Below are 7,877 nucleotides of genomic sequence, written 5' to 3'. Positions count from 1 at the left end.
TCCTCCCGCCCGTTGTTTGAACGAAACTGAATCACAAAACTATGCAATCAAACAAGAATTAATGGGTGTGCTGCCTAGTCACCACTGCACTGAATAAAACTTGGTGTGCAATCATGCGCAGAACGTCCGAAGGGTCAGGCCGCAGCTCAACACAGGCTAGTGTTCACCAGACCATCATCCGACGCGCTCAATACGGATGGCTCGGCGCAACGTTTCAGAAGGGCTTTCACCATAGCGGCGCCGATAGGTCGCGGCAAAGCGCCCAAGGTGGACGAAGCCACTGTCCAGAGCAATATTTGTGACAGTCGTTCCTGGCTCAGGGGCCGTCAGTTTGGAGCGGACATGCTCTAGCCTAATCTCAGTCAGTTTTTCTCGAGGGGTCATGCCCGCTATATCGCGAAACGCGGATTGTAGGTGACGTGGGCCAACGCCAAGGGCATCGGCGATCTGCTGAACGGTCAACGCCTCGCTACTATGGGCGTACATGTATTCGCAAGCCGCATGCACCCGTACGGCGGCGCCGTTATCAGAGGCCGGAGGGGCTATTGGCGCATCACACAGGGCGTGGGCCAAGTCTAACACCAACGTTTCGATAGCTGCCGATGCATTCGGTCGGCGCAGAGGAGTGTTGGCGTTGCGCAATTCCGAAAAGACGTATGATACAAAACCCCGCAGGCTTCGTGCCTCGGCCAAACGGCCGACCTGCATCACCGACGGCAGATACTTGTCATCACGCGCGCTTTTGCGCGGAACAGGAACTATCACGCTCAACGTGCGGGATCGGTACGCGTCGGTCGCGCGCTTGGCACTTTTCCGAGTTCCCGGACGTATGAGCAAGGCATCAGATCCCGCAGCATCGAAATTGAGGCCACCCGCATGGAATCGATTGCGTCCGGTCAAAGGCATGCTGACGGTGAGCCGATCGGTCGTAGTCTGGGCATCGTAGCCATCAGTCACGATTTCGCCCAAGGTTACATCACCAATCGTCAGTCCCGTTATGTGAAGGCGTCCGTTTCGTCTGTCGGCAAAGTCGATCCAATGCAGGGTTTCGGCCAGCTTACCAGCATTGGGATCGTCCTGCGCACTGAGGTCGACAGATTTGAAGCTCATACCATTCATTTTTTTTTGGAAGTGTCCTGAACTCTGTGTATGAGGCTTAGCCCATGCTATTTTCACGGGTCATATGTTTCATATGTTGAACCGTTCAGGGTATATAATAGCGCACTGGTTGCGTGCGGCAACCCATTCTCTGACGGCTCTGCCTGTCTTCTCAAAGCTGCGAACGGCCAGATAGATGAGCTTTGTCGCGGCATCGTCGGTTGGAAAGCTGCCCCGTGTTTTGGTGGTTTTGCGGATCACTCTGTTCAGGCTCTCGATCGCATTTGTCGTATAGATGATTTTGCGCACGGCGGGCGGGAAGGCGAAGAACGGGATGACCTCCTGCCACGCGCGCCGCCAGCTTGGGGCGATCGAGGGATATTTCTGTCCCCATTCCGCCTCAAAACCAGCGAGCGCCTTTTCGGCCTCGGTATCGTCTGTGGCCTGATAAATCCGCTTGAGGTCCTTTGCCACGGCCTTGCGATCTTTCCATCCGCAGAAGTTCAAGGAATGGCGGACGAGGTGGACGATGCAGGTCTGGACGGTCGTGTCAGGAAAGGCTGCGTTGATGGCATCTGGAAAGCCTTTGAGACCGTCTACGACAGCGATGAGGATATCTTCGACCCCGCGATTGCGCAGATTGTTCATCACCGAGAGCCAGAACTTGGCCCCTTGCTATCAATCGCCACGTTGAATATAGCAAGTCGCGGAGATTTCCCGCCAGTTCAAGTCGCGCACGGATAGCCGAGACTTGTTTGGGAAGCAGTGGTCGTTTTTGCCCGATGATCCGCCCCTTGTTCCAAGCCTTGCGTTTTGGGGTGACGGCGGGAAGTTGGACAATTGGCATGATTTGCCCTCCAATCCTCCCTCCAGGCCCAGACATCAACACCGTGCTGACGGGCGATTTTACCATCTCTTTCGAATGGCAGATCCCAGGGAGCCGCCTAACGGCGGAATGCCGCGTGAGCATTCGGCGGCAAAGAGCCCAATTTTCTAGTCTTTTTTGAAGAGCGACTCCGTCTATCGGCTTTCCGGAGAAGGTCCCACTGTCAGTATCGTGCCGTTGCTCCAAACCAGCGCTTCATAGCAGACCTCGGCACCTGCGCCGCCACACCAACTACCATCGCGACCGATCAAGAGAATCCGATCGGGCCCCCATTCTATGAGCCTCCAGCCCGTAGCCTGCCATGACCTGACCGTGCCGCCCACTATCAGATTCAGCATGCAGCCGCCGGTGCCGCAGTAGAGCGATGCGGCGGAAGAGCAGGCATACTTGCTTTCATCAACAAGCTCGGCGATTACTATGCCAAATTGCGAGCGAAGTTCTATTTCTGCGACCGCTTCGCCCGCGTCAAACTCCCCGTTGTCGAATGAACGGCATTCTGCAGCGGCGCGGTCGATCAACTCTTGGGCCTCAGGCGAAGCTGCGAATGCCGATAGGGATCCAAGGCACACTGCAAACAATGGGCCAAGCAATCCTCGCATTCCGATCATCTCCCAGATAAATTCTACCTCAATATTGAAGCGGGTCTGTCCCTGCTTCAAGCATCGTATTGTCCAGGCTCGTTGGGCGTCCAGGTCGTGCAGTGCATTCTCAACGAATGATTTTGTCCACAGCGCATTCACGTGTGCCGTCCATATAGTACGGCGGCAGCGCGCCCAACAGGGGCGTCGTGTAGTCATGTATTCTCATAGGCTTCAGGTCAGGTGGGGCCTGGCGACAGCCGGTGTCGAGCATATCAGATCATAATGATACGCGACCGATTAGCTCTCGATTTCATGCAAAAGGTCTATGAACAATATCGGCTCCAAGGCCACTGGATCGCTGAAAGGGTTAGACATAGCGTAGATCGTGAAGAGGATTAGACCCGTGTACGTCGCGAATACCGAAAGAAGAATGAGATTCTCGCGCTTCGGCGGAAAAGAATAATAGCCAATCGAAATCAACAGAACGCCGACAACTGCTGCTATCCAGAAAACCGAACCCAATGTGGTCTTTGCGTGATACTCGCGAAGATCACGGTTCTCAGCGATCAGGTGTATCTTTTCAATCATGTTGATACGCAGGGCGACTTGTCTGGGCGACGAAGGATTTAGGTCAAGAACAAAACCGTATACGGCATTCCAATGCGCCCAGGCATCAGACGAAAGTTCGCCTTGAGTCCCGAGGCTTGGCCACTCTTTGGAGATGACGGTTTCAAGATATGCCTGCAATTTTGCGTGGACGCCTTGCGCGCCTTCGCCGTACCTTGAAGCGTCGTAGTAGAGGTCCGAGACTGCGTTGACCTCAATGGCGCTTTCGAATTCCAGCGAATGGTATTCGACAACCTCAGACGCAAAGACGAGTGCAAGCACCAAGCCGTGAAGTGCGGAAACACGAAATAGTACAGACGCGGAGAGGTCTTGGGTGCGTTGCTCTGGGTCAGTTCCGAGGACGAAGCGTGCCCCGAAATAAACAGTAAGCACAGCAGCTATGGTTGCAAGGATGATTCCGCTGCCAATGATCATTTCGGTACCTCTGACTAAAACATACAAAGGCAAAGTTCTGCCGATCAGACTATCTATGTTAGAGCAAGTTGGGAACGAGAACTATCGCAAATCTCCAGCTACAGCCTGCCATGACAAAGCCCATGTCTTGAAAGAGTTGGCAAGATTTTGGGCGTCCGCTTAGTCAGCGATCTGTAAATTTATCCCCCTCGGCTTGCTGCGACTTGCATGAACGGCGCCTTTTTACATCGCGGCGCGGCATAAATAATCACGCAGTTGCAGCAAAAATCGTGCCGCGAGCGCACGCAGCGAGAATTTCAAGTTCACAGGATGGGCTCTCACAGGGCTTTCGCTGCACGTTAAACGAAAGGTCGCTATCGGGAAACGGGCCAAACTTTGAAAATTCCGATCTTCGCACTGCTGCCGCTCAGATCAACCCATGCTGCAGCGGCAGCGAACTTCTGGAAGGTTCCACAACGCCGACGCAACTGTTGAGAAGCAGACTGCCAAAAGTACAAGCGTCACGCGGCCTCGGTCCCCGCCCTTTGGGCCCGAAGGTCATCAAAAGCCTTACCGCTTCCCTCCAAAACGGCCGTCTCACCAGTGAAGTCCTGCCAGCGCTGGACGGCCACATCAACATAAGCCGGGTTCAGTTCGATCCCTAGACAGACGCGTCCCGACATTTCCGCTGCGATCAGCGTCGTCCCCGACCCCATGAAGGGCTCGTAGACTGCCTGCCCGGGGCTCGAGTTATTCTCGATCGGCCGGCGCATGCATTCCACCGGCTTCTGTGTTCCATGGACGGTCTTCACATCCTGGTCCTTATTGGGAATCTGCCAAAGTGTTGTCTGCTTGCGATCGCCCGCCCAGTGCCCCTTGCCGGATTTCTTCACTGCATAAGCGCACGGCTCGTGTTGCCAATGGTAATCACCCCGGCTGAGAACAAGCCGCTCCTTGGCCCAGATGATCTGGGATCGGAGCAAAAAGCCGCAGACCTCAAGGCTTTCGATCACCTCCCTTGCATGCAGCGCCCCGTGCCAAACGTACGCCACATCGCCCGGAAACAGCGCCCAGGCTTCGCGCCAGTCGGCGCGGTCGTCGTTCAGCACCTTGCCGGTGCGTTTTGTTTTTGCCGCCCCTGCCGCATTGCGCCAGGCCGGATCATAGTCGACTCCGTAGGGAGGATCGGTGCACATCAGGAGCGGCGTGACGCCGCCCAGCACCTTCTCCACATCTGTCGCCACCGTGCTGTCGCCGCAGAGCAACCGGTGCTTACCGAGGATCCAGACATCGCCGAGCCGTGTTACCGGAGTTTCTGGCACCTCCGGCACGTCGTCGGGGTCAGTCAGACCGCCTGTGGTGTCGATCAACGCATCGGGCAGGATTTCCGCGAGGTCCTCGGCGCTGAAGCCGATCAGCGACATGTCCTCGATGCCAAAATCCGCGCGCAGTTCCCCGATCTCGATGCGCAGCATCTCTGGGTCCCACTCGGCGATTTCCGCCAGCCGGTTGTCGGCCAGCGTGTAGAGCCGCCGGTCTTCGTCAGACCAGCCACGCGCGACCATCACCGGAACCTCAGCCAGCCCCAGCTGGGCCGCAGCCATCAACCGGCCATGACCGGCGATGATCGTGCCATCCTCACCCACCAGCATCGGGATGGTGAAGCCGAAGCGCTCCATGGAGGCTGCGATCTGATCAATCTGTTCCGGCGGATGCTGGCGGGCGTTTTTCGCATACGGTGCCAAATCGGCCACCTGCCACATCTCGACCTGCGCCGCGGGCCAGGCCTGCGGGGTGAGTTTGCGTTCTGCTGTCATGGGAAACCTGCCGGGCACGAGCCACGCCCCCCCTGAAACGAAACGAACCGCAGAGGGTCATTTCGTTTCGCGAGGTGGCGAAAGCCCATGTTTTATTGGGGTTTGGCGCGGTTTGAACGGTCTCAAACTGCACGAAACGAAGTGGATTTAGGGGGGTGCCATTTCGCCAATTCGGGACATAAGTCCCTGATTTCATTGAGGGCGACCCTCTCTGAAACGAAGCGAAACGGGTTTTTGAAAGAATAAAAAACGCTCAAATCCTGCGAGGCGGCGCCCCCGCGTAAGACAGCGCGTCAGAAGGGACCCAAGGGGGGCCCTGTCGGTTTCCTCGTACGCGCCTTGGTGCGCTGATTTGCCTCTTGACGATACTTTTATACCCCTCGCGAATCACTGTCCAACAAAAAAATCATCGTTTGTGTTTTTTCTTTCATTCCGTTGAACCGGCGGGATTTTCTTGTCTCACGCGCTCGTCAAACGTCCAAAAGACGCGCAATCTGACGCGTGGCCTCGGCCAGCACGTCTGGTTGTGCGGCCTCGAACGCGTCGCGTGTTGCGTCCTGCACCATCTCCTTCGGGATCGCTGGTCCGAACATCTTCTTGATCGGCAGGCGCGCCTTGCCCTCACGGACGAAGGCGTTATTGGCCAGCGAGCCCACGAGGAAAGCGCCCTCGAAGCGCTGCCAGCGTCCCCAGGGCTTTGCCCGCACGCCGTAGCCGAACTGCCGTGGGCTGAAGTGTGACAAGCCCAAATAGTCGCCGCGGGCTTCGATGGTGTAGGCAAGGTTCGAGAACGTCGATCGGATCGAGCGTGTCTCGCGGTTGATCAGCGCGGCCTTCGCGCCCGTTTGTTGGCGCAGGGCGCGGCGCACCTGGGTGCGGACCTTGTTGCCCTCGCTGTTCAGCGCACGGTTGAAGGCCCGTGTCGCGGCCTGTTCACCCAGTCGGGCGACGGCGGCCTCGAAGTGAATGCGGGTCTGATCAAGGTCCCGGATGATGACATTCACGGACCCTGCCTCCCACGCACACGACACCGAGTATATCGTTTATTTAGCCTCTCGAACTTCAATTGTCACAGCCTGCTGTGTCTCACAAAAAACTGTCTCACGGTTGCGAAAGGGGTTGACGGGGCGGCCATGGCGCGACCGCCCCGAGGTTCACACCGTCTGCGCAATCACGAATGCCATCGACCGCTTTCGCGGCACACGCCGACCATTGAGCTTCCAGACGACAACAGCCAGTCCGTACTCAAACCGGCGGTTTGCCGTGGCCCGGCTGATACCGTGATGCCAGGTGATCCCCTTCCACGCCTTTCGGTTGGCTCGGGCCCACAGGATCTGGCCAATGTCCTTGTCCACCCACCGCAGCCAGAGCATCGCCTCATCAGCCTGCGTGATCATCCGCGGCGACGGCAGAGGTCGACGCATCTTCGGCTCCTGTTCGACTTGGTCAGCAAAGCCATGCACGTATTCAGGCCAGGCGCTGACATAGCCCTGCGGCCGCACCGGTGGCATGGACCGCATCACGTCTGCTGCCAGCTCAAGCCGGTCGGCTACCATGGCGCGGGTCCAGTCATCGGCCATGACGCACCTCCCTGCCCTGCGGGCGTTTGCCGTAGAGTTTCGTGCCCAACTGCTCCACGAGTTCGCGCTCTGGCCAGGTCAGCCTGTGATCATCCACGCTGACGGCTAACACGCCTTGCTCACGCCAGCCCTCGCGCTTGACCTGTTCGGGGTCGCGGCGGTGACCGCCATACCCCCTGGGAGTGAACCGCATGCCCATCAGGTCAGCCCTCCCTGCGTATCGATGGCCCAGAGCAGGATAGCGATCGCATCGGCCTCGTTGTCATCGACCGGGCTGAACCCGCGCTTGCGGGCAGCATCGACCATCGCCTGCTTGTTCGCGTTGCCCTGGCCCGTCAGGAATTTCTTGATGGTTCCAACCGGCACGCCCTGGTACGGCACCCCGCGCAATTCACCCCAGCTGGTGAGGACCGCGAGCAGGCCGCCGAAGACATGGGCTGCATCAGTGCCTGCGTGGCGACGCACTTCTTCAAAATAGATCGCCCCAATTGGCCCAGACAGCCGGTCGATCTCCGTCAGCCAATTGGTGAACCGCAGGTAGCGCATGCCACCACCGTCGTAGCGGCTGGGCTTGAAGCTGACGGTGCCGCTGGTGATCAGGCCGTCAAAGCCACGGATAGCCCAGCCAGTCGTGGTTCCCAGGTCAAGCGCCAGGATGGTGCGTTGGCCCTGCGCAGGCGGCATGGGCGTTTTCGGGGTTGCGCCGAGATTGGCGTCGGCGAGAGTCGTATCAGCCATGAGTGGTCTCCTCTTCTGGTTGGCTGCTCGGGTGGAAGACGACGGCGGTTGATGCTTGGCGGTACCGGCCGCCGTCGTCAGATAAAGCATTGCGATAGGCTGGATGTTCATGGGTCGAGTTCCTTCAGCCAATCGGGGCATGGGGACCTTGGGGGAC

Annotated in this window: 7 protein-coding genes and 2 pseudogenes; all 9 read right to left on the bottom strand. The window is 57.9% G+C overall.

What is annotated here, in order from left to right; all coding sequences use genetic code 11:
* Nucleotides 1-174: 174 nt before the first annotated feature.
* The 9 genes and pseudogenes from LC354_RS25070 to LC354_RS25025 all read right to left on the bottom strand — a co-directional run bounded on the left by LC354_RS25070 (nucleotide 175) and on the right by LC354_RS25025 (nucleotide 7,831).
* Complete coding sequence (locus LC354_RS25070) at nucleotides 175-1,176, bottom strand: helix-turn-helix domain-containing protein (protein ID WP_223428698.1); 1,002 nt, start codon at nucleotides 1,174-1,176, stop codon at nucleotides 175-177.
* A 12-nt stretch (nucleotides 1,177-1,188) separates the two neighbouring features.
* A pseudogene (locus LC354_RS25065) lies at nucleotides 1,189-1,773 on the bottom strand (IS256 family transposase); the annotation flags it as partial.
* Nucleotides 1,770-1,945 (bottom strand): annotated as a pseudogene (locus tag LC354_RS25060) (integrase); the annotation flags it as partial. The pseudogenes LC354_RS25065 and LC354_RS25060, both read right to left, overlap by 4 nt.
* 173 nt (nucleotides 1,946-2,118) lie before the next feature.
* Nucleotides 2,119-2,724: a hypothetical protein gene (locus tag LC354_RS25055; protein WP_223428697.1), complete on the bottom strand. Its 606-nt coding sequence runs from the start codon at nucleotides 2,722-2,724 to the stop codon at nucleotides 2,119-2,121.
* A 138-nt stretch (nucleotides 2,725-2,862) separates the two neighbouring features.
* A complete protein-coding gene (locus LC354_RS25050) occupies nucleotides 2,863-3,606 on the bottom strand; it encodes a bestrophin-like domain (protein ID WP_223428696.1) in 744 nt (247 codons plus the stop codon).
* A 500-nt stretch (nucleotides 3,607-4,106) separates the two neighbouring features.
* A complete protein-coding gene (locus tag LC354_RS25045; RefSeq protein ID WP_223428695.1) occupies nucleotides 4,107-5,402 on the bottom strand; it encodes a site-specific DNA-methyltransferase in 1,296 nt (431 codons plus the stop codon).
* Nucleotides 5,403-5,872: 470 nt separating this feature from the next.
* Entirely contained in the window at nucleotides 5,873-6,406 is a 534-nt protein-coding gene (locus LC354_RS25040; RefSeq protein WP_223428694.1) for a hypothetical protein, read from the bottom strand.
* A gap of 150 nt (nucleotides 6,407-6,556) precedes the next feature.
* A complete protein-coding gene (locus tag LC354_RS25035) occupies nucleotides 6,557-6,982 on the bottom strand; it encodes a DUF6362 family protein (RefSeq protein ID WP_223428693.1) in 426 nt (141 codons plus the stop codon).
* Between the two features lie 198 nt (nucleotides 6,983-7,180).
* Nucleotides 7,181-7,831 (bottom strand): hypothetical protein, encoded by a 651-nt coding sequence (locus LC354_RS25025; RefSeq protein ID WP_317849396.1) that lies wholly within the window; start codon nucleotides 7,829-7,831, stop codon nucleotides 7,181-7,183.
* Between the last annotated feature and the right edge of the window lie 46 nt (nucleotides 7,832-7,877).

The sequence above is a fragment of the Tateyamaria pelophila genome (genome assembly GCF_019966495.1).
Lineage (GTDB): Bacteria > Pseudomonadota > Alphaproteobacteria > Rhodobacterales > Rhodobacteraceae > Tateyamaria > Tateyamaria pelophila.
Note: the sequence above shows the minus strand (reverse complement) of the source record. Positions and strands in the feature narration are given on the sequence as shown.